We start from the raw sequence: 20,058 nt of genomic DNA, 5'->3' as shown, positions 1-20,058 counted from the left end.
TCAGTCATCCTTCATGATTGGCCTGGTCCCGACGATGGACAGTCCGAACGCGTCCAGGCCGAGATATTTCGTTTGCGGCGAGTCGGTCAGCAGGATCAGCTCGTGAATGCCCATCTTGGACAGGATCTGCGCGCCCAACCCGGTTTGCTTGATGGTGCGGGGGCCTTCGTCCTCGGTGGCATAGAGCGAATTGCGGGGGTTGCGGAACAGGCAGACGACGCCGCGGCCCTCGGCGGCGATCTTTTCCATCGCGCGGGGCAGTTCCTGCGGCGATTTCGGCCCCAGCCCCAGCACGTCGGACGCCTCGTGCAGCGCATGGGTGCGGATCAGCACCGGGTCGGGCGTGGTGATGTCGCCCTTGATCATCGCCACATGCTCGATCCCGTGCGTCTGATCGGTGAAGATCCGCATCTCCCATTCGCCGCCATAGGCCGACGTCACCGTCTGGCGCGAGGTTTCGACCACCAGGTTGTCGTTACGGGAACGATAGGCGATCAGATCGCTGATGGTGCCGATCTTGAGCCCGTGTTCCCGGGCGAATTCGACCAGATCGGGCAGCCGGGCCATGGTGCCGTCGGGCTTCATGATCTCGCAGATCACGCCGGAGGGGTTCAGACCCGCCAGGCGCGAGATGTCCACCGCCGCCTCGGTATGGCCGGCGCGCACCAGCACCCCGCCGCGCTTGGCGCGCAGCGGAAAGACATGGCCCGGCGTGGCCAGGTGCGCCATCGTGTTCTGTTCGTTGATCGCGGTCTTGATCGTCAGCGCCCGGTCCGCCGCAGAGATGCCGGTGGTCACGCCCTCGCGGGCCTCGATGGACACGGTGAAGGCGGTTTCGTGCCGCGAGGAGTTGTTGACGGCCATCATCGGCAGGCCCAGCCGGTCGATCCGCTCGGCCGTCATCGGCAGGCAGATCAAGCCGCGGCCATGGGTGGCCATGAAGTTGATCGCCGCGGCATCGGCGAATTCCGCCGCGATGCACAGATCGCCCTCGTTCTCGCGATCCTCGTGATCGACGAGGATGTACATGCGGCCCTGGCGGGCGTCCTCGATGATGTCTTCGATCGGGCTGATCGCGTCGCGCAGCCGGGCTTCGATCGGGCCTGGGGTCTCAAAGCTCATGGGGCAGCCTTTCGCAGAGCATCCGTTGCAGGGCGGGATAGACCACGCGGGCCGCAAAGGCCAGACCGCAAACGGCATGGGCGGGGCCGGACGCGGCGTTCCCGGTCCCGGCCGCCGCCGGGCCGGGGCGGGTCAGGCCGTTTCGGCCAGCCGGGCCACGTAGCGCGCCAGGGTGTCGATTTCGAGGTTCACCCGGTCGCCCGCCGCGACCTCGCCCCAGGTCGTCACCTCCTTGGTGTGCGGAATGATGTTGATCCCGAAATCGCGCCCCTGCACGTCGTTCACCGTGAGCGAGGTGCCGTTCAGGGCGACAGAACCCTTGGGGGCGATGAAGCGGGCCAGATCCGCGGGGGCGCGGAAGGTCACGCGGGTGCTGTCGCCCTCGTCCGCGACCGCGATCACCTCGGCCACCCCGTCCACATGCCCCGACACGATGTGGCCGCCCAGTTCGTCGCCGACCTTGAGCGCGCGTTCCAGGTTCACCCGCTTGCCGGTGCGCCAGGTGCCGAGGTTGGTCTTGGACACGGTTTCGGCGCTGATCTGCACGTCGTACCAGTCGGCGCCCAGCGCGATCACGGTCAGGCAGACGCCGTCGCTGGCGATCGAGGCGCCGATGTCGATCGTGCCGGTATCGTAGCCGGTGCGGATCCGGGCGCGCAGATCGCCCTGCTGGTCCAGCTCGACCACGGTGCCGATATCGGTGACGATCCCTGTGAACATGGCGTTAAATCTCCGGGGCTAGCGTTCAGAGCCGACCTAGCGGTCCTGACCGGCTCGGGCAAGCCCCGGCTTGCGTCAAAACCCGGCCGGGGTCATAGTTTCGGCCAAAAGATCAACGATACTCACGTCGAGCAGCCATCGTGACACGAAGACCAGTGAAACCCCAAGACACAGCCTGCGGCCGGGTGTTCCTGTTCCTGCAGGGTCCGCACGGCCCGTTCTTCTCGATGCTGGCCGGCATGTTGCGCAAGGCCGGCGGCACCGTCTGGCGGGTCGGGTTCAACGCGGGCGACCGGGCGTTCTGGTTCGACAGGCGGAGCTACATCGCGTTTCGCGACCGGCCGGAGCGGTGGCCGGGGACGCTGGACGCGCTGCTGGAGCGGCTGGGCGTCACCGACATCGTGCTCTATGGCGACACCCGCCCGATCCATGCGCAGGCGGTCGCGGCGGCGCGGGCGCGCGGGCTGACGGTTCACGTCTTCGAGGAGGGGTATCTGCGGCCCTGGTGGGTCACGTATGAACGCGGCGGGTCGAACGGCCATTCGCGCCTGATGCAGCTGGAGGTCGCCGAGATGCGGGCGGCGCTGGAACGCGGGGAGGCCGATCAGCCGCCGCCGCCCGCGCATTGGGGCGACATGCGCCAGCACGTGTTCTATGGCGCGCTCTATCACTGGTTCGTGATGTTCCTCAATCGCGGCTACCGCCATTTCCGCCCCCATCGCGCGGTGCCGGTGTCCAAGGAATTCCAGCTTTATTTCAAACGCTTGCTGTGGATGCCGGTGCGCCGGATCGAACGCCTGCTGGCCACCGCCCGCACCCGCCGGGGCGGCAATCCCTATCACCTGGTGCTGCTGCAGCTCGAACATGACAGCTCGTTCCGGAGCCATTCCGAATTCGCCAGCATGACGGAGTTTCTCGAACTGGTCATGGCCGGGTTCGCCCGCGGCGCCCCGCGCCATCATCACCTGGTGATCAAGGAACACCCGCTGGAAAACCATCGCGTCCCGCTGCACCGCGAGGTGCGGCGGCTGACGCGGCAGCACGGCCTGACAGGCCGGGTCCACTATGTGCCCGGCGGCAAGCTGGCGCGGCTTCTGAACGACGCGCGGAGCGCGGTCACGATCAACTCGACCGCCGGTCAGCAGGCGCTGTGGCGGGGCATTCCGCTGCGGGTCTTCGGGCGGTCCGTCTATGCCAAGCCGGACTTCGTCTCGTTCCAGCCGATCGAGGCGTTCTTTGCCCGCCCGCAACAGCCGGACCGGGCGGCCTATCGCGACTATCGCCGTTTTCTGCTGGAAACCAGCCAGGTGCCGGGCGGGTTCTATTCCGGCCGCGGGCGCCGGCAGCTGCTGCGGCAGGTGGTGGACCTGATGCTCCGGCACGCTGATCCCTATGCCGCGCGGCTGGCCGATACAGAGTCCCGGAAGCCACAGTTGCGGGTCTTTGGCTGAGCCCCGGCCCTGCTTTCGCTGGAAGTCGCGGACGGAACCAGATAAATTGCCAGCAAAAATACGAGGCAGGAAAATCGAGGAGCCCCCGGCCGTGAAGCTCTCCCCCCGCAGATGGGCACAGTATTGTGCCCTCTTGATTTCTGTTGCGATGCTGGCCTCTTGCGCGCTTCCCAAATCCGGACCGAGCGAGAAGGAAATTCTGGCCGGAGCGGTCGAGGAAGGCGGCAACGCGCATGTCGTTCTGGTGGACGACCGCGTGGCGCGCGCCGCGGCGGGGATACCCAATCTGGGCTTTTCCTCGGCCTTTCGCAGCGCGACCAGCATCACCGCCGACACGATCCGTCCCGGCGACGTGCTGGGCCTGACCGTGTGGGAGAATGTCGATGACGGGCTGCTGACCGGCGATATCGGCAATTCGACGGTTCTGGAAGAGGTGCAGGTGGACAGCGACGGGTTCATCTTCGTGCCCTATGCGGGCCGGGTTCGCGCCGCCGGCAACACGCCCGAACAGTTGCGGGAACTCATCACCGCGAAACTCCAGGACCAGACCCCCGATCCGCAGGTGCAGGTCCGGCGTCTGGCCGGCGACGGGGCGACGGTGGCCCTGACCGGGGCGGTGGGCGCACCCGGCGTCTATCCGATCGAACGGCCGACCCGGACGCTGGCCAACATGCTGGCGCGGGCCGGCGGCATCGCCGTGGAACCGGAAATCGCGCTGGTCACGGTGATCCGCGGCCAGCACAGGGGCACGATCTGGTATCAGGATCTGTTCAAGGATCCGGGCCTCGACATCGCCTTGCGCGGCGGCGACAAGATTCTGGTGGAAAAGGACACCCGATCCTATACCGCGCTGGGATCGACCAGCAGTCAGGCGCGCGTCGCCTTCGAGAGCCAGGATCTGTCGGCGCTGGAGGCGCTGGCCCAGGTCGGCGGCCTGCAATCCTTTGCCTCGGACCCGACCGGCATCTTCGTTCTGCGCCGCGAATCGCAGGACATCGCGCGCAAGGTGCTGGCGCGGCCCGATCTGCAGGGCGATCAGCGGCTCATCTACGTGCTGAACCTGACCGCCCCCAACGGGCTGTTCGTCGCCCGCGACTTCGTGATCCGCGATGACGACACGATCTATGTCACCGAGGCGCCCTATGCCCAGTGGACCAAGACCATTTCGCTGGTTGCCGGCGGCCTGACCCCCTTTGCCAATGTCGCGACGCTGACCGGCGGGTGACGGTGGCGCAGCCCCCCCATTCCGCGGCCGGGGGCGCAGGCTCCCGGCTGTTCGTGTACAACGGGGGGTTTCTGACGCAGCGGCAGCTGCGGCGGATCCTGTCGCTGAAGGGCCATGACGTCCGGTTGGGTCTGCCGGGCGCGGGCGATCTGGTGGGGGTCTGGGGCGACAGCCCGACCGCGTGGCGCGGGCAAGCCGTGGCGGCGCGGCGCGGCGTTCCGGTTCTGCGGGTCGAGGACGCCTTCCTGCGCTCGCTGCATCCCGGCCGCGGCGGCGAGCCGCCGCTGGGCCTGCTGCTGGACCGGTCCGGCCTGCATTTCGACCCGGCGGCCCCGTCGGATCTGGAGACCCTGCTGGCCACGCATCCGCTGGACGACACCGCGCTTCTGGACCGGGCGCGCGGGGCGATTGAACGTCTGCGCGAGTCGCATCTGAGCAAGTATTCCGCCTTTGACCCGAGCGCCGAGGTGCCCGCGCCCGGCTATGTTCTGGTGATCGACCAGACCCGCGGCGATGCCGCCGTCCGGGCCAGCGGCGGCACCGAGGCGCGGTTTCGGGAAATGCTGATCTTTGCGCAGGAGGAGCATCCGGGCGCGCCGGTGGTCATCAAGACGCATCCCGAAACGGCGGCCGGCCATCGCGGCGGGCACTATGATGCGCGGGACGCCAGCGACCGCGTGACGCTGCTGGACCGGGCGGTGAGCCCCTGGGCGCTGCTGGAAGGTGCGGTGGGCGTCTATACGCTGTCGTCGCAGATGGGGTTCGAGGCGATCCTGGCCGGGCACAGGCCGCGGGTGTTCGGGCAGCCGTTCTATGCCGGTTGGGGGCTGACGCAGGACGAAGACCCGCCGCCCCGGCGGCAGCGCAGCCTGACCCGCGCGCAGCTCTTTGCCGGGGCGATGCTGCTCTATCCGGTCTGGTACGATCCCTGCCGCGACCGGCTGTGCGAGCTGGAAACCGTGCTGGACATGCTGGAAGCGCAGGCGCGGGCCTGGCGCGAGGATCACCGGGGCTGGACGGCGGCGGGAATGCGGCTGTGGAAACGGCCGCATCTGAAGCGGATGTTCGGCCGGCACGGGCGGCTGCGCTTTGCCGAGGCGCGCGATCCGTCCGGGTCGGTGCCGCACATGGTCTGGGCCGGGCGGGCCGGGGAGGCCGAGGATGTGGTACGGGTCGAGGACGGTTTCCTGCGCTCGCGCGGGTTGGGGGCGGAGCTGGTGCCGCCGCTGTCGCTGGTGGCCGACGATCTGGGCATCTACTATGACCCCACCCGGCCCAGCCGGCTGGAGAGCCTGATCGCCCGGCGCGAGACGCTGCGGCCGGATCAGCGCCTGCGGGCCGAGCGGCTGATGGCGCGGCTGATCCGGCTGGGGCTGAGCAAGTACAATCTGGGCGGCGATCCGCCCGCCCTGCCCGAGGGGCGCCGGATTCTGGTTCCGGGGCAGGTCGAGGACGACATGTCGATCCGCAAGGGCGCCGGCGGCCTGCGCACCAATCTGGATCTGCTGCGCGCGGCGCGGGCGGCCAACCCGGATGCGGTGATCGTCTACAAGCCGCATCCGGATGTCGAAGCCGGGCTGCGCGACGGCGCGATCACGGCGGAGGGGATCGCCGACGCGGTCGCCGCGCACAGCGATGTCGCGACGCTGCTGGCCGAGGTGCAGGAGGTCTGGACGATCACCTCGCTGACCGGGTTCGAGGCGCTGATCCGGGGCCTGAAGGTCACGACCCTGGGCGCGCCGTTCTATGCCGGCTGGGGGTTGACCACGGATCTGGGGTCGGTGCCGGCGCGGCGGGGGGCGCGCCCGTCGGTGGCGGGCCTGGTTCACGCCGCGCTGATCGACTATCCGCGCTATCGCGACCCGGTCACGGGCCTGCCCTGCCCGGTCGAGGTGATCGTGGACCGGCTGGCGGCGGGCGAGATCCCGACGCCCGGCGCGGGCAACCGGCTGCTGGCCAAGGCGCAGGGGGTGCTGGCCACCCATGCGCGGTTCTGGCGCTGAGGCGGCCGCGGCCGGAGTTCACCCCAGCCCGCGCGTCCAGCGCATCAGGAGGTCGGGGCCGACGGGCCGGGTTTCGACCAGTTCGAAGCGCGGCGCGTCCTCAAGACGGTCCAGCCCCAGCGCGCCGACCGCGGGCAAGCCCTCGGCGCCGATCGCCAGCCCGGCGGCGAACCCGACCAGGTCATCCACCAGATCCTCGGCCAGCAGCGACGCCGCCAGGGCCGAGCCGCCCTCGCAGAACACCCGCGTCAGGCCGGCCTGGCCCAGTTGCTGCAACAGGTCGGCGGCGTCGATCCGGGTGGCGCGCACGGCGCAGGGGATCAGCCGCGCGCCCAGACCCTCCCAGGCGCGCAGCCGCTCGGCATCGGCGCCGGGGCCGTGGCACAGCCAGACCGGCGTTTCGGCGGCGGTGCGGGCCAGTTGCCCCATCAGCGGCAGGTCGAGATGCCGCGACACCACCACCCGGACCGGCTGGCGCCCTATGCCGAGGTCGCGCACGGTGAGTGACGGGTCATCGGCGCGCGCGGTGCCCGCGCCGACCATCACCGCATCGTGGCGGGCGCGCAGGGCGTGCACCGCGCGCCGCGCCTGCGGCGCGGTGATCCACTTGCTCTGCCCGGTCGCGGTGGCGATCCGGCCGTCGAAGCTGCTGGCCAGCTTGAGCGTGACCAGCGGGCGGCCCTGTTCGGTCTTGAGAAAGAACCCGGCGTGATCCCGCGCGGCCCGGTCCCGCAGAACGCCGGTCGTCACCTCGATCCCCGCCGCCCGCAGCATGGCGAAGCCCTGCCCGGCCACGCGCGGATCGCTGTCCTCGACGGCGCAGACCACCCGCGCCACCCCGGCCGCGATCAGCGCCTCGGCGCAGGGTGGGGTTTCGCCGTGATGGGCGCAGGGCTCCAGCGAGACATAGGCCGTCGCGCCGCGCGCCGCCGGCCCCGCCTGGGCCAGCGCCTCGGTCTCGCCATGCGGACGCCCGCCAGGCTGGGTCCAGCCGCGCCCGACGATCCGCCCGTCCCGCACGATCACGCAGCCCACGGCCGGGTTGGGCCAGCACGTGCCCTGCCCGCGCCGGCCCAGGGACAAGGCCAGCGCCATGTATCGCGTGTCGGTTTCGCTCACTCTTCGGGGGTCGGCTGCGGCGGTCGCAATTCGTGGACGAATTCCTCGAAATCATCGGCCGCCTGGAAGTTCTTGTAGACGCTGGCGAAGCGGACATAGGCCACCGTGTCGATCCGCGCCAGGGCTTCCATGACGATCTCGCCGATCTTGTGCGAAGGGATGTCGGTTTCGCCCATGCTTTCAAGCCGGCGCACGATGCCCGAGATCATCTGGTCGATCCGTTCCGGGTCGATCGGGCGCTTCTGCATCGAGATGCGGATCGAGCGTTCCAGCTTGTCGCGGTCGAAATCCTCGCGCTTGCCGCTGGACTTGATGACGACGAGATCGCGCAGCTGCACCCGTTCATAGGTGGTGAACCGCCCGCCGCACGCGGGACAGAAGCGGCGCCGCCGGATGGCCACGTGATCTTCTGCTGGTCGTGAATCTTTTACCTGAGTGTCGATATTTCCGCAAAACGGGCAGCGCATCCGCCGTCTCCTCGTCCCATGTCCGCCTCTTTTTGTGAGTGCTTCGGCTCACTTATCCACAACTATAGGGCAGACGCTAGGATTTGGGTAGTGGTGATTTCGTGACGCAACATGCGGCGTGGTGCGCCGGCGTGTCCCGCGGGTCAAGCCGCCCGCGGGCCGAACCGCCGATGCCCTTCGCGCCCGTGCCAGAACCCGTTGGACAGCGGTGCGGGCAGTTCAAGCGCCGCAAGGCGCGCGGCGGTCTCGTCGGCGTCGCAGCGCCCGCCGATGCGGTCGGCGAAGACCCGCGCCACCGCCACCATGTCCACGTCCTGCGGCATCAGGCGGAAATGGCTGACGCCCATGGCGGCCATCTCGTCGATCTCGGCATTCAGGCAGATGTACGACCGTGACTGGGTCTGGATGCCATTGACCACGAGGAAGGCCTGCCCCGTCACCGTGTCGAGCGGCATTCCGTCCGGATCGTTTTCGCAGACAAAAAGGCAGTTGTCCTTGGTCCGGCAATGGGCGCGGGCATGGTAGCAGCGCGCCGACAGGGCGAGGCCGGCGCGACCGAAGACCTGCACCTCGCAGCCCAGGCCGAGGTCGCCGGCGGCGCGCGCCATCTCTCCGACGACGCGCGCCGGCAGCTCCACCGGCAGGGTGACGTGGGTCGCACCCTGACGCGCGAGCCAGGCCAGCGTGTGTTCGTTGTAGACGTTCATGAACCCGCCCAGCCGATGCGGCCGCCCGCCGATGTGATACAGCCCGGCGGCATTGTTCAGCTCGATCTCGTGGCTGTCGGTCTCGCAGAAGTCGCGCATCATGTTGCGTTCGCGCCGGATCACCACTTCGGACAGCGACGTCAGCACCACCGTCTTGCCGCCGCGTTCCAGCCGTTCGATCACCTCGGGCATGTGCGGGTCGAAGAACGGCGTCCGCTTGGAACAGATCGCCTCGCCCAGATAGACCGTGTCAACCGGCGCCTCGTCGGCGATGCGGGCGTAGAACTCCCGCTTTCTCTCCGCATCCCAGTGGTAAAGCACCGGCCCCAGTGTCAGCTTGCCTGCCATCTCACTCACCGCCATTTCTTCGATCCGGCCGCGCCGACCGTCTGCTTCTGTCCTTCGGTCAGCGCGACAAGGTCCGCCAGGTCCGGCTCCTGCCCCGCCAGCACGTTGTCCACCGCGGCCCGGAAGGACGAAACCACCTGGCGCACATAGGCCCGCGAACGCTGGCGGCCCTCGATCTTGAACGCTTCGACCCCCGCCGCCATCAGTTGCGGCAGAAGCGAGGACAGGTTCAGGCTGACGGGTTCCTCGAAGGCGTAATAGGCATCGTCGCGATGCGGCGCCCGGTAGCGGCCCTTGCAGATGGTCGGATAGCCGGCCTGTTCCTCGGCGCCGAAGCGGTCGATCGTGAAGGCCCCCAGCCGGGTCGCGACGGAACCGTCGGGCTCCTTGTCGTAATGCACCTGCGCGGCCGGCGAGCAGACGCCATCCATGTTGGTGGATTGCCCGGTCACGTAGTTGGTCAGGCTGCACCGCCCCTCGACCATCAGGCCGTGATTGCCGAAGATGAAGGTTTCGATCTCGCAGGGAATCTCGGCCTTGACCTCGCGGATCTCGGGCACGGTCAGAATGCGCGGCAACACCACGCGCTTGACGCCGAATTCCCGGACGTAATAGCGGATCGCCTCGGGGCTTGAAGCGGCGGCCTGGACCGACAGGTGCAGGCGCAGATCCGGATGGGTCGCGGCGGCATAGGCCGCAACGCCGATATCCGCCACGATCACCGCATCGACGCCCATGCGCGCGCCCGCATCCACGGCATCGCGCCAAAGGTCGAACCGCCCCGCCGTGGGAAAGCTGTTGACCGCCAGGAGCACCCTGGCGCCCCTGGCCTGGGCGTAGGCGACGCCCTGAGCCATCTCGTCGGGCGTGAAGTTCAGCCCCGGGAAGTTGCGCGCATTGGTGGCGTTCTGGAATCCGCAATAGACCGCATCCGCACCGGCATCGACCGCGGTTCGCAGCGCGGCCGGAGTGCCCGCGGGACAGACGAGTTCGGGGCGTTTCATTCGGCCTTCCTCCGCCGGTCGCCGGCGCGCCTGAGCGCCGCCAGAAGGGCGTGACCGGGCGCACCGAATAGGCCCGCGGCATCCTCGGCGATCGAGCCGTCCACATCGTCGAGCGCGTTGCGCAGGCACACCACCGCTTCGGTATTGCCGGTGATGTCGAGGTCGCGCGAGAAGAACAGCGCATCGCCGTCGCCATTGCCGTCGACCAGCGACAGCAGGTCGAAGAATGCGCCCGCGATGCGGGCATCCGACGGCGGTTCGGCCTGCCGGGAGCAGGCGCGGAACTGCAGGTTGGCCGGGTCCGGCACCAGCAGCAGCACGAAGGGCAGACCCTGTGCATCGATCACGAACCGGGCGCTGCGGTGCGGCCCGAGGCGGTCGAAAAGCGACGGATGCCGCCGCGCGACCCGCTGCGCGACGGCCGCGAGAACCGGTTGCAGAAGGAACAGCGGCAGCGGCAACCGGAACGGTCCGCGCCGGGCGGAAGGCGGGGAATCGTGGGCAATCTCGTTCATGGCGCAGGATTAATACCGGCCCGCGCGCGCCCCCCTTGACCTTGGTCAAGACCGCGCGGATTTCGCGGCGAAGGCGGTCAGGCGAGATGTGCCGCGACCCTGCGGCGATGCGGCGCGCTGCGGTGTTCAAACAGGTAGATCCCCTGCCAGGTGCCCAGCGCCGGTGCGCCTCCGGTCACGGGGATCGAGAGCGAGACCGGCATCATGGCGGCCTTGATATGCGCGGGCATGTCGTCCGGCCCCTCGTAGGTATGGCGCAGATAGGACATGGACGGATGGTCCGAGGGCGGCACCAGCCGGTCGAAGAAGGCGCGCAGATCGGTCTGCACCTCGGGGTCGGCGTTTTCCTGGATGAGCAGCGAGCAGGACGTGTGCCGCACGAACAGCGTCAGCAGCCCGTCGCCGCCGGCCGTGCGCAGCCAGTCCCGCACCTGCGCGGTGAACTCGTAGAGGCCCGCCCCCCTGGTCGCGATCTGAAATTCGTGCTGCATGGGGATCAGCTAGGCCGAGCGATGGCCGGGGGTCAATCGCCAATCCGTCAGGAGCGCAGCGGGAAGGGTTCGCAATAGTTGTTGGCCTGCTGCACGCTCATGCTGTCGCCCGGGGTGAAGCCGGACCGGAACACGCCGCTTTCCAGCGGCGTCACGCCGGCGGCCTGCGGGTCGATGGTGAACTGAACCGCCGTGCGCCGGTTGGTGGTGACGCTGGGCCCGAAACCGCTCACCACATAGATCCGCTGGCGCCAGTCCGCGCCCAGTTGCCGGCGCGCATAGTCGGACGCGGCGCACCAGTAGTCGTCGGTGCGGCTGCGGCCGCGCGGGATGACCTCGAATACCGCGTTGTCCACCTGGTTGACCCGGTATCCGTTCCAGGTGCTGAACGCGTCAGCCTGGGTGGCGACCGCCATCAATCCCGCGGCGGCAAGGACTCCAATCTGTTTCATCGCAATGCACTTTCCTGTTGGCCTCTGCCGACCAACTTAAAGCCCGGCACGGGGTTCGGACAGGGGAAATCACGGTGATTTCAACCGGATCAGGGCGGCAGCCGGGCGTTTCCGCCCCGGCGCCGGCCGGCGTGACACCGGCCACAGGAAAAAGGCGCCTCCGAAGAGGCGCCTTTTGATCACTGATCCAGGAAGGACCGGAGCTTGCGGCTGCGGCTCGGGTGCTTGAGCTTCCTGAGCGCCTTGGCCTCGATCTGGCGGATCCGTTCGCGGGTCACGCTGAACTGCTGGCCGACTTCTTCCAGCGTGTGGTCGGTGTTCATGCCGATGCCGAAGCGCATCCGCAGAACCCGTTCCTCGCGCGGGGTGAGCGAGGCCAGAACCCGGGTCGTGGTTTCCTTGAGGTTTTCCTGAATGGCGCTGTCCAGAGGCAGCACGGCATTCTTGTCCTCGATGAAATCGCCCAGTTGGCTGTCCTCTTCGTCGCCGATGGGGGTTTCGAGAGAAATCGGCTCCTTGGCGATCTTCATCACCTTGCGGACCTTTTCCAGCGGCATCTGCAGCTTTTCGGCCAGTTCCTCGGGCGTCGGTTCGCGGCCGATCTCGTGCAGCATCTGGCGGCCGGTGCGGACCAGCTTGTTGATCGTCTCGATCATGTGCACCGGGATACGGATGGTGCGCGCCTGATCCGCGATGCTCCGCGTGATCGCCTGGCGGATCCACCAGGTCGCATAGGTCGAGAACTTGTAGCCGCGGCGGTATTCGAACTTGTCCACCGCCTTCATCAGGCCGATGTTGCCTTCCTGAATGAGATCAAGGAATTGCAGGCCACGGTTCGTGTATTTCTTGGCGATCGAGATCACCAGGCGCAAGTTGGCCTCGACCATTTCCTTCTTGGCCTGGCGCGCCTCTTTCTCGCCCTTCTGGACCTGCTGGACGATGCGGCGGAATTCGCTGATGTCGAGGCCCACATACTGGCCCACCTGCGCCATGTCGTTGCGCAGTTCCTCGACCTTGTCGGAGGAGCGTTCGATGAACATCTGCCAGCCCCGACCCGGCTTTTCGGCCATCTCGGCCAGCCAGTTGGGGTCGAGTTCGCGGCCGCGATAGGCGTCGATGAATTCGCGGCGGTTGATGCGGGCCTGGTCGGCCAGTTTCACCATCGCGCTGTCCAGCGACATGACACGCTTGTTGATGCCGTAAAGCTGGTCGATCAGCGCCTCGATCCGGTTGTTGTGCAGGTGCAGGCCGTTGACCAGTTCGACGATCTCGGAGCGCAGCGCCTGATAGGTCGCCTCGTCCTTGGCGCTGAACGAGCCGTCCTCGTTGAGCGTCGCGGAGATCCGGCTGTCCTGCATCTCGCTGAGTTTGGCGAAATCGGTGGAGATGCGTTCGAGCGTGGTCAGCACCTGTTCCTTGAGCGCGGCCTCCATCGCGGCCAGCGACATGTTGGCCTGATCGTCCTCGTCGTCGTCGTCTTCCTTGACGATCGGATTGCCGTCGGCATCCAGTTCGGGCGTGTCGTCTTCGTCCTTCTTGGCGCTGGCCGCCATGGCGGGGGCGCCCACCACCGGCTCGTCCACCTCGCCGTCCTCGTCGATCTGGTTGCCGAACGTGGTCTCGAGATCGATCACGTCGCGCAGCAGAATGTCCTCGGACAGCAATTCGTCGTGCCAGATGGTGATGGCCTGGAAGGTCAGCGGGCTTTCGCAAAGGCCCGCGATCATCGTGTTGCGCCCGGCCTCGATGCGCTTGGCGATGGCGATCTCGCCCTCGCGGCTGAGCAGTTCGACGCTGCCCATCTCGCGCAGATACATGCGTACCGGGTCGTCGGTGCGGTCGAGCTTTTCGGTCTGTGCGCCGGCGAGCGCGACCTCGCGGTTGCTTTCGGCCGTGACCAGGTCGGTCGAGCCCTTCTGCTCTTCCTCCTCGGCCTCCTCATCCTCGATGATGTTGATGCCCATTTCCGACAGCATCGACATCACGTCCTCGATCTGCTCCGAGCTGACCTGATCGGGCGGCAGCACCTGATTGAGCTGATCGTAGGTGATGTATCCCCTCTCGCGGGCCTCGGCGATCATCTTCTTGACCTGGGCCTGGCTCATGTCCAGCGAGATTTCCTGTTCCTGCTCGTCGGATTTGCGTTCCTCGGTCGTATCCTTGGCGGCCATTCAATGCTCCTGCGGGGATGGGTGATTCGTCAGAGCCGAATCATTAGCGCGAAGAAGTGATTCGGCCACCCGTTTACCCGTTTTTCTTCAACTGTACCTCAGGAATCGCAGGGCTACCTGCGTTTCCGCTCGAACCTGATGCCCGATGTGATCGCTTCGAACGCCTCCTTCTCGCCCCGGTTGATTCGGGCGCCGTTGTCGGCGATGTCGAAGATGGCCTTGTCCTCGTTGTGACTGCGGCTGGCGCGATTCCTCTGTTCGGCGGCCTGGGCAAGCCGCCAGGTCAACGCCTCGTCCGCGAGATCGGACAACTCCTCCTCGGCCTCGGCAATCTCGGCATCCAGCCCGCGTTGTGCCTGGAGTTTTGCGAGTTCTTCGGCCAAGGTCATCTCGGCCAGTTCCACATCGCCGGGTCTGCGCACACAGGGGCTGATTGCCACATGGCGAAGCGCCATCAGGTTTTCAAGGGGGCCGGCACCGATTGAATCGATGATGTGATCCTTCAGGTTCGACGGGTCTTCGACGGCGTGGCGCAGGATGGCCGCGCGCAGCGCCGCATGGTCGGGATCGCGGCACTCCATCTCTTCGATCTGGGGTTCGAACTGGGCCACCACCTCAGGGGTCGAGATGGCGGCGGCCAGGATGACCGCCTCGCGCATCCGGGTCTCGGCGTCCTCGCCCGAGGTGGCGAGAAAGGACGCGCGGGTTCCGGGGGTGGGAAGCGGCTTTTCCATCTGCCAGCGGCCGCGCCGCGGCCCGCCGCCGGGGCGCGGCTGACCTTTTTTCCGGAACAGCTGCCAGCGCAGATCCTTGATCTCCTGCCCGTAATGCGACCGGATCGACGGGTCGCGGATCAGCCGGATCTTTTCGCGCAGCGCCTTGTCCAGCGCCGCCTTGCGTTCGGGGCTGTCGAACACCTTGCCCTCGGTCTCGCGCTGCCAGAGCAGGTTGACCATCGGCACCGCCCGGTCCAGCACCGCCCTCAGCGCGCCGGCCCCCTCGGCCCGGAGCAGATCGTCGGGATCCTTGCCCTGCGGCATCAGCGCGAAGCGCACCGACTTGCCGGCTTCGAGCAGCGGCAGCGCCAGGTCGATCACCCGCATCGCGGCGCGCAGACCGGCGGCATCGCCGTCGAGCGCGATGATCGGCTCGTCCGCGATGCGCCACAGCAGCTGCAGCTGGTGCTCGGTGATCGCGGTGCCCAGCGGCGCGACCGCCGCGCCGAACCCGGCCTCGGAGAGCGCGATCACGTCCATGTAGCCTTCGGCCACGATCAGCGGCTGGCCCTGCCCGGCCGCCTGCCGTGCCGGCCCGTGGTTGTAGAGGCTGCGCCCCTTGTCGAAGAGATCGGTTTCGGGCGAGTTCAGGTATTTGGCGTTGTCCCTGGGGTCCATCGCCCGGCCGCCGAACGCGATGCAGCGCCCGCGCACGTCGCGGATCGGGAACATGATCCGGTTGCGGAAGGTGTCATAGGGCTTGCCGCCCTTGTTCGACGGCTTGGCCAGCCCGGCACCGAGGATCAGGTCTTCGGCCACGCTCTTGCCGCGCAGATGGTCCCACAACCCCTGCCAACCATCCGGCGCGAAGCCGATTTCCCAGCGATCCAGCGCCGGGGCATCCAGCCCGCGCCGGTCCAGATAGGTGCGCGCCGCCGCCCCTGCCCCGGTCTTGAGCTGCAGGCGGAAGAACTGGACCGCCTGTTCCATGACCTCGGCCAGTTGCGCGCGGCGGTCCTGCTTTTCCTGCGCCTTCGGATCGCGCGCGGGCATGGTCATCCCCGCCTCGCGGGCCAGGATTTCCACCGCTTCGATGAACGAGACATTCTCGGTCTCTTTCACGAAGCTGATGGCGTCGCCCTTGGCGTGGCAGCCGAAGCAGTAATAGAACCCCTTGCGGTCATCGACATGGAACGAGGCCGTCTTTTCCTGATGGAACGGGCACGGCGCCCACATGTCGCCCTTGGCCTGGTTGGATTTGCGCGCATCCCACATGACCTTGCGGCCGACCACCTGAGACAGGCTCAGCCGGGTGCGCAACTCGTCCAGGAATCCGGGGGGCAGTGACATGCGACAAATCTGGCAGAAACCGGCGCGCCCGCCAAGCGCCCGGCGCGGATTGTCCACAGGCTTTTTGGTTTCGGCGGATTACGGCTGTTTCAGGCACAGCTCCAGCCAGGCGGCGGACAGATCCTTGTTGCGGATGTCGCGCATCTTCTGCTCGTAGACCCAGGGGGTGATCAGCGGGATCGCCGCGTTGTAGTTGTCGGGCCAGGCCGGGTTGGTCTTGGCAATGGCCTTGGGGACATCGCGTTCCCGGACCCGATCCAGCCGCGCCTGCTGGATCGCCGCCACCACATCGGCCTGGTACCGGCAGCTTTGCTGCTTGGACTCGGCCGCGAAAACCGGCGTGGCGACGAGGGCGGCAACAAGAGCGGCGCGGATCATGGGACGGTCTCCCCGAACTGATTCTGGTATCCTGCGCAGGTTAGCCGCGCGCGGCGACGCCTTCCATGGCGGATTTCAGATCGTGCACCAATGTCGCGGCCATCGAGCGGAAGGCCATAATCTGGAACGCGCTGTCGCCGATCCGCGTGATCGAGACCGACAGGTGGAACAGCAGCGTTCGGGCGGTGTGGCCGCGTTTGAAATGCTGCGGGCGCAGATCGACCGGCACCAGCCGCGCCAGCACCTGCTCGGCCCCCGGCCCGTCCAGCCGCACCACCGCCCAGGCGTCGGACTGGTCCACCAGCGCGGCGTGTTCGGCCAGCGCGGGATCGGGGGCAGGCCCCATCAGCAGCGCCTGCCCACGGCCGAACCACACCGCACGGGCGCCCGCCTTGCCGGTGGCCCGGTTGGCCGCCGGATAGGCCATGCCATGCGCCGCCCTGAGCGCGTCGGACAGCGCCTTTTGCCGGCCCTTGTAGGGTGCGATCGAGGTCATGATGCCGGGCGCGTCCTCGGTCAGCGTGACCGATCCGACGGTCAGCGGCAGCAGCCCCTCGCACGGTGTCTTGGCAACCAGCTTATCCACGGACGCGCCCTCCCTCGGGGTCGAAGAAGACCGGACTGACCACTTCGCACAGCGTCGTCACCCCGCGCAGCCCGTCCACCATCTTGATCACCTCGCCGTGCCGGTCGGGGCCGTCGGCCAGAAAGCCCAGCCCGATCATGTGGCCCAGCGTCGGCGAGTAGCAGACCGAGGTCACATAGCCCCGGTCGTTGACGCGGACCGGCTCGGCCTCTTCGTCGTAGAGATGCGCGCCGGCCAGCAACTGCCTGCTTTCGCCGATGGGCTTCAGCCCCACCAGCCGTTCGCGCCCTTCCTCTTCCAGGCCGGGCCGTTCCGACATGGTCTTGCCGATGCAGTCCTTCTTCTGCGACACCATCCGCTCCATGCCGATGTCATAGGCGGTGGTGCGCCCGTGGATCTCGGCATGGGTGATGTGGCCCTTTTCGATCCGCAGCACGTTGAGCGCCTCCATCCCGTAGAGCCCGCCGCCCAGCGCCTCGGCCCGCGCGGTCAGCACGTCGAACAGGCTGGCGCCATAGCGCGACGGCACCGCGATCTCGTAGGCGTGCTCGCCCGAGAACGAGATCCGGAACAGCCGCCCCGCGACCCCCATCACGCGGACCGGGCCGCAGGCCATGAAGGGCCAGCTTTCGTCGGTCAGCTCCTCCTCGACCAGATCGTTCAGCAGGTCGCGCGACTTCGGCCCGGCCACGGCGAACTGCGCCCACTGTTCGGTGACCGAGGTGAAGCACACATCCAGCTCCGGCCGCAGCCCCTGATGCACGAATTCCAGGTGCTTCATCACGTCGCCTGCCGCGGCGGTGGTCGTGGTCATCAGGTAGTGATGCTCGCCCAGCCGGGCGGTGGTGCCGTCATCCATCACGTAGCCGTCCTCGCGCAGCATCAGGCCATAGCGGGTGCGCCCGACCTTGAGGGTGGAGAACGTGTTGGTATAGACGAAATCGAGCAGGGCCGCCGCGTCCGGCCCCTGGATGTCGATCTTGCCCAGCGTCGAGACATCGCAGATGCCCACCGTTTCGCGCACCATCGTCACCTCGCGGTCGCAGGACTGCCGCCAGGTGGTCTCGCCGGATTGCGGGAAATAGCTGGGGCGGTACCACAGCCCCGCCTCGACCATCGGCGCGCCGCGCGCCACCGCCGCCTTGTGCGAGGTGGTGAACCGCTGCGGCTTGAACCCCTGCCCTTCGGCCCCGGCCGCCATCGCGGCGATCGCCACCGGCGAATAGGGCGGGCGAAAGGTGGTGGTGCCGGTCTCGGGAATGCCGCGCCCGGTGGCGTCCGCCAGCACCGCCAGCGCCGCCACGTTCGAATTCTTGCCCTGATCGGTCGCCATGCCCTGGGTGGTGTAGCGCTTCATGTGCTCGACCGATCGGAAGTTCTCGACCGCCGCCTGTTTCACATCCTTGACCGTCACGTCGTTCTGGAAGTCGAGCCAGGCGCGCCCCTTGCCGGGCACCGCCCAGAGCGGCGCGATCGCATAGGGCGCGTCCTCGGCCTCGGGTGGCGCGACCGGGGGCGCCTTGATCCCCAGCTCCGCCAGCGACTCGCCGGCGGCGGCGATCCCCTGGCGCAGGCAGGCGGCGGTCGAGAAGGCGCCGTTGCAGGCCCCCGCCGCGACCAGGCCGGGCACCGCGCCCGGCGTCGGCACGAAGGCCGCGATGTCGCGTTTCCAGGTGGGGCGTCCGTTCATGTGGCAGGTCAGATGCACCGAGGGGTTCCAGCCGCCGGTCATCGCCAGGCAGTCGGTCTGGATCTTTTCCTCGCCGCTCGGGCGGCGCACGGTGATGCTCTCCAGCCCCTTGCGGCCCTGGCTGCCGCAGACCTGCGCGCCGCGCAGAACCGGATAATCGTCGGACGATGGCCCGTCGTGGCGGCTGTCGATCACGGCAGCGACGTGCAGCCCCGCCGCCAGCAGGTCGCGGGCCGTACGGTGGATGTCGTCGGTATTGCCGAACACGGTCACGGTCTGGCCCGCCGCCACGCCCCAGCGGTTGAGATAGGCGCGCACCGCCCCGGCGGTCATGATGCCGGGCCGGTCGTTGTCGCGGAAGGCGACGGGACGCTCCAGCGCCCCCGCCGCCAGCACCGCGCGCCGGGCGACGATACGCCAGAAGGTCTCCATCGGCGCGCCGTGCGGGCGGCGCCCGTCGTGGCTCAGCACCCGTTCCAGCGCGGCATAGGTGCCGTGGTCATAGGCGCCCGCCACCGTGGTCCGGGTCATCAGGCGCACATTGTCCATCGCCCGCAGCTCGGCCAGCACCTCCTCCACCCAGACAGGCCCCGGCTTGCCGTCGATCTCGCCGGTCTCGGCCAGCAGGCGGCCGCCCATGCGGCTGTCCTCGTCCGCCAGGATCACGTCGGCGCCGGCGCGGCCGGCGACCAGCGCCGCCATCAGCCCGGCCGGGCCGGCCCCGATCACCAGCAGGTCGCAGAAGGCCCAGGCGCGTTCGTACTTGTCGGTGTTGTCCTGCCCCGACAGCGCGCCCAGCCCGGCGGCGCGGCGGATCGCCGGTTCATAGACCTTTTCCCAGAAGCTCCTGGGCCACATGAAGGTCTTGTAATAGAACCCCGCCCCGAGGAACGGCGCCGCCAGATCGTTGATCGCCAGCACGTCGAAATTCAGCGACGGCCAGCGGTTCTGGCTGCGCGCGTCGAGACCGGCATGGATCTCCTGCACGGTGGCGCGTACGTTCGGTTCCTGCGTGGGGCCGTGCCCGACGGTGACCAGGGCGTTGGGCTCCTCGCTGCCGGCGGTCAGCACGCCGCGCGGGCGGTGGTACTTGAACGACCGCCCCATCAGCCGCACCCCGTTCGCCAGCAGGGCCGAGGCCAGCGTGTCGCCCTGAAACCCGGAATAGCGCACCCCGTCGAAGACGAAGGGCACCGATTTCGACCGGTCCAGCAGACCCTTGTTCGCAACCCTCATGCCCGCGCCTCCGCCGCCAGGACCGTACCGAGTACCTCGTGGGTCACGGTGTTTCGGGTCACGACGATCCACGCGCCGCAGCCGCCCTCGTGATACCAGAGATCGCGGGTCACGCCGGCCGGGTTCTCGCGCAGGAACACGAAACTCTCCCAGGCCTCGGCGCCGGCCTCGGGCGCGGGGCGCTCCAGATCCGTCGCCGCGCCGCGATAGTAGAACTCGCGGCGATCCCGCTCGCCGCAAAGCGGACAGGTGATCCTCATGGCCGCGCCCCCTGCTTCATCTTGCCAAAAATACTCAAATCCGACAT

At 68.1% G+C, this 20,058-nt stretch carries 18 protein-coding genes; 3 read left to right on the top strand and 15 right to left on the bottom strand.

Going from position 1 to position 20,058, the window contains the following annotated elements; genetic code table 11:
- Together ribB and AC2FNJ_RS07910 are read right to left on the bottom strand one after the other, a co-directional pair.
- Nucleotides 1–1,122 carry a 3,4-dihydroxy-2-butanone-4-phosphate synthase gene (gene ribB / locus AC2FNJ_RS07915; RefSeq protein WP_496763675.1) on the bottom strand — a complete coding sequence of 374 codons (1,122 nt, stop codon included), beginning with the start codon at nucleotides 1,120–1,122 and terminating at the stop codon, nucleotides 1–3.
- Between the two features lie 132 nt (nucleotides 1,123–1,254).
- A complete protein-coding gene (locus tag AC2FNJ_RS07910) occupies nucleotides 1,255–1,842 on the bottom strand; it encodes a riboflavin synthase (protein WP_496763674.1) in 588 nt (195 codons plus the stop codon).
- Nucleotides 1,843–2,069: 227 nt separating this feature from the next.
- Between AC2FNJ_RS07910 and AC2FNJ_RS07905 the strand changes: the two genes are divergently transcribed.
- The 3 genes from AC2FNJ_RS07905 (at nucleotide 2,070) to AC2FNJ_RS07895 (ending at nucleotide 6,521) form a co-directional block, all read left to right on the top strand.
- On the top strand, nucleotides 2,070–3,293 hold the full coding sequence (locus AC2FNJ_RS07905) for a capsule polysaccharide biogenesis protein (protein ID WP_496763695.1): 1,224 nt from the start codon (nucleotides 2,070–2,072) through the stop codon (nucleotides 3,291–3,293).
- Nucleotides 3,294–3,384: 91 nt separating this feature from the next.
- Nucleotides 3,385–4,518, top strand: coding sequence for a polysaccharide biosynthesis/export family protein (locus AC2FNJ_RS07900; RefSeq protein WP_496763673.1), 1,134 nt, complete (start codon nucleotides 3,385–3,387; stop codon nucleotides 4,516–4,518).
- A 2-nt stretch (nucleotides 4,519–4,520) separates the two neighbouring features.
- Nucleotides 4,521–6,521: a capsule polysaccharide biogenesis protein gene (locus AC2FNJ_RS07895; RefSeq protein ID WP_496763672.1), complete on the top strand. Its 2,001-nt coding sequence runs from the start codon at nucleotides 4,521–4,523 to the stop codon at nucleotides 6,519–6,521.
- 18 nt (nucleotides 6,522–6,539) lie between these two features.
- Here the strand turns inward: AC2FNJ_RS07895 and ribD are convergent, their stop codons facing one another.
- The 13 genes from ribD to AC2FNJ_RS07830 all read right to left on the bottom strand — a co-directional run bounded on the left by ribD (nucleotide 6,540) and on the right by AC2FNJ_RS07830 (nucleotide 20,011).
- On the bottom strand, nucleotides 6,540–7,640 hold the full coding sequence (gene ribD, locus AC2FNJ_RS07890; RefSeq protein WP_496763671.1) for a bifunctional diaminohydroxyphosphoribosylaminopyrimidine deaminase/5-amino-6-(5-phosphoribosylamino)uracil reductase RibD: 1,101 nt from the start codon (nucleotides 7,638–7,640) through the stop codon (nucleotides 6,540–6,542).
- Nucleotides 7,637–8,107 carry a transcriptional regulator NrdR gene (gene nrdR / locus AC2FNJ_RS07885; protein WP_496763670.1) on the bottom strand — a complete coding sequence of 157 codons (471 nt, stop codon included), beginning with the start codon at nucleotides 8,105–8,107 and terminating at the stop codon, nucleotides 7,637–7,639. Before nrdR ends, ribD begins: the two co-directional genes overlap by 4 nt.
- Before the next feature lie 143 nt (nucleotides 8,108–8,250).
- A complete protein-coding gene (gene ubiV, locus AC2FNJ_RS07880) occupies nucleotides 8,251–9,177 on the bottom strand; it encodes a ubiquinone anaerobic biosynthesis protein UbiV (RefSeq protein WP_496763669.1) in 927 nt (308 codons plus the stop codon).
- The gene (ubiU, locus tag AC2FNJ_RS07875; protein WP_496763668.1) at nucleotides 9,168–10,166 is read right to left on the bottom strand and encodes a ubiquinone anaerobic biosynthesis protein UbiU; all 999 of its coding nucleotides are present in this window, start codon (nucleotides 10,164–10,166) and stop codon (nucleotides 9,168–9,170) included. Before ubiU ends, ubiV begins: the two co-directional genes overlap by 10 nt.
- Complete coding sequence (gene ubiT, locus AC2FNJ_RS07870) at nucleotides 10,163–10,627, bottom strand: ubiquinone anaerobic biosynthesis accessory factor UbiT (RefSeq protein WP_496763667.1); 465 nt, start codon at nucleotides 10,625–10,627, stop codon at nucleotides 10,163–10,165. The genes ubiU and ubiT overlap by 4 nt, the downstream gene beginning before the upstream one ends.
- A 131-nt stretch (nucleotides 10,628–10,758) precedes the next feature.
- Entirely contained in the window at nucleotides 10,759–11,172 is a 414-nt protein-coding gene (locus AC2FNJ_RS07865) for a secondary thiamine-phosphate synthase enzyme YjbQ (RefSeq protein ID WP_496763666.1), read from the bottom strand.
- A 47-nt stretch (nucleotides 11,173–11,219) separates the two neighbouring features.
- On the bottom strand, nucleotides 11,220–11,624 hold the full coding sequence (locus AC2FNJ_RS07860; RefSeq protein WP_496763665.1) for a hypothetical protein: 405 nt from the start codon (nucleotides 11,622–11,624) through the stop codon (nucleotides 11,220–11,222).
- 179 nt (nucleotides 11,625–11,803) lie between these two features.
- The gene (gene rpoD, locus AC2FNJ_RS07855; RefSeq protein WP_496763664.1) at nucleotides 11,804–13,795 is read right to left on the bottom strand and encodes an RNA polymerase sigma factor RpoD; all 1,992 of its coding nucleotides are present in this window, start codon (nucleotides 13,793–13,795) and stop codon (nucleotides 11,804–11,806) included.
- Between the two features lie 113 nt (nucleotides 13,796–13,908).
- A complete protein-coding gene (gene dnaG, locus AC2FNJ_RS07850; protein ID WP_496763663.1) occupies nucleotides 13,909–15,861 on the bottom strand; it encodes a DNA primase in 1,953 nt (650 codons plus the stop codon).
- A 78-nt stretch (nucleotides 15,862–15,939) separates the two neighbouring features.
- Nucleotides 15,940–16,239, bottom strand: coding sequence for a hypothetical protein (locus tag AC2FNJ_RS07845; RefSeq protein ID WP_496763662.1), 300 nt, complete (start codon nucleotides 16,237–16,239; stop codon nucleotides 15,940–15,942).
- A 40-nt stretch (nucleotides 16,240–16,279) separates the two neighbouring features.
- Nucleotides 16,280–16,825 carry a sarcosine oxidase subunit gamma gene (locus tag AC2FNJ_RS07840; RefSeq protein ID WP_496763661.1) on the bottom strand — a complete coding sequence of 182 codons (546 nt, stop codon included), beginning with the start codon at nucleotides 16,823–16,825 and terminating at the stop codon, nucleotides 16,280–16,282.
- Nucleotides 16,818–19,751, bottom strand: a complete 2,934-nt coding sequence (locus tag AC2FNJ_RS07835) for a sarcosine oxidase subunit alpha family protein (RefSeq protein WP_496763660.1) — start codon at nucleotides 19,749–19,751, stop codon at nucleotides 16,818–16,820. The genes AC2FNJ_RS07840 and AC2FNJ_RS07835 overlap by 8 nt, the downstream gene beginning before the upstream one ends.
- A complete protein-coding gene (locus AC2FNJ_RS07830) occupies nucleotides 19,748–20,011 on the bottom strand; it encodes a sarcosine oxidase subunit delta (RefSeq protein WP_496763659.1) in 264 nt (87 codons plus the stop codon). Before AC2FNJ_RS07830 ends, AC2FNJ_RS07835 begins: the two co-directional genes overlap by 4 nt.
- Between the last annotated feature and the right edge of the window lie 47 nt (nucleotides 20,012–20,058).

It is taken from the genome of Ruegeria sp. BHSB196, from assembly GCF_059613135.1.
The sequence above is the reverse complement of the archived record's forward strand: the minus strand, read 5'-3'. Positions and strand labels throughout refer to the sequence as shown.